Source organism: Pseudanabaena sp. PCC 9330 (assembly GCF_055795045.1).
On sequence record NZ_JAYFES010000031.1, the window covers coordinates 1 to 646 of the forward strand.

Annotated in this window: 1 pseudogene; it reads left to right on the plus strand. The window is 59.3% G+C overall.

The features are described 5' to 3' along the window. Positions 1-646: pseudogene (locus AC0QKW_RS00670) on the plus strand (ISH3 family transposase); the annotation flags it as partial.

Below are 646 nucleotides of genomic sequence, written 5' to 3' on the forward strand. Positions count from 1 at the left end.
TGTGGGCCGCGAGCCACCATGACAGCATTGAGCATGCGGCGCAACAACTCACTGGCGTGCCCACCGGCAACGATCTCCGGTACCACCTCGATAAATTTGAGGATATGGTCACGGTCGAGCAGCAGGTGAATGCCGCTCTTCAAAGCCGCCTGCCGTCCGGCATCGTGAATCACCGCCAGCGCTTAGCCATTGACCTGCATCTGTTGCCCTACTACGGTCAGCCGAGTGAGGCGGAAGCGCCGTATATCTATCGCTCTCAAGCCAAAGCGGGCACCACGTCCTTTTTTGCCTACGCCACGGTGTACGTGATTCGTGCCCATCGGCGGGTCACCTTGGCCATCCATGCCGTCCGGCGAGGCGAGACGATGGTGGCGATTATCACCCGCCTGCTCGACGCGATGCACTCCTTAGCCGTGAAGGTTCAGCGGCTCTATCTCGACCGGGGCTTTTACAGTGTGCCGGTGATTCGCTGGTTGATGGCCTTGAAGCTCCCGTTCATCATGCCCGTGATTATCCGGGGTAAAATCGGCGGCACCCGTGCCCTCTGCAACAGACGTCGCAGCTATCAAACCGCTTATACCCTGAACAGCACTACTCATGGCTCAGTGACCTGCCCCATGGTCGTCATCTGTCGCTACCGCAACGG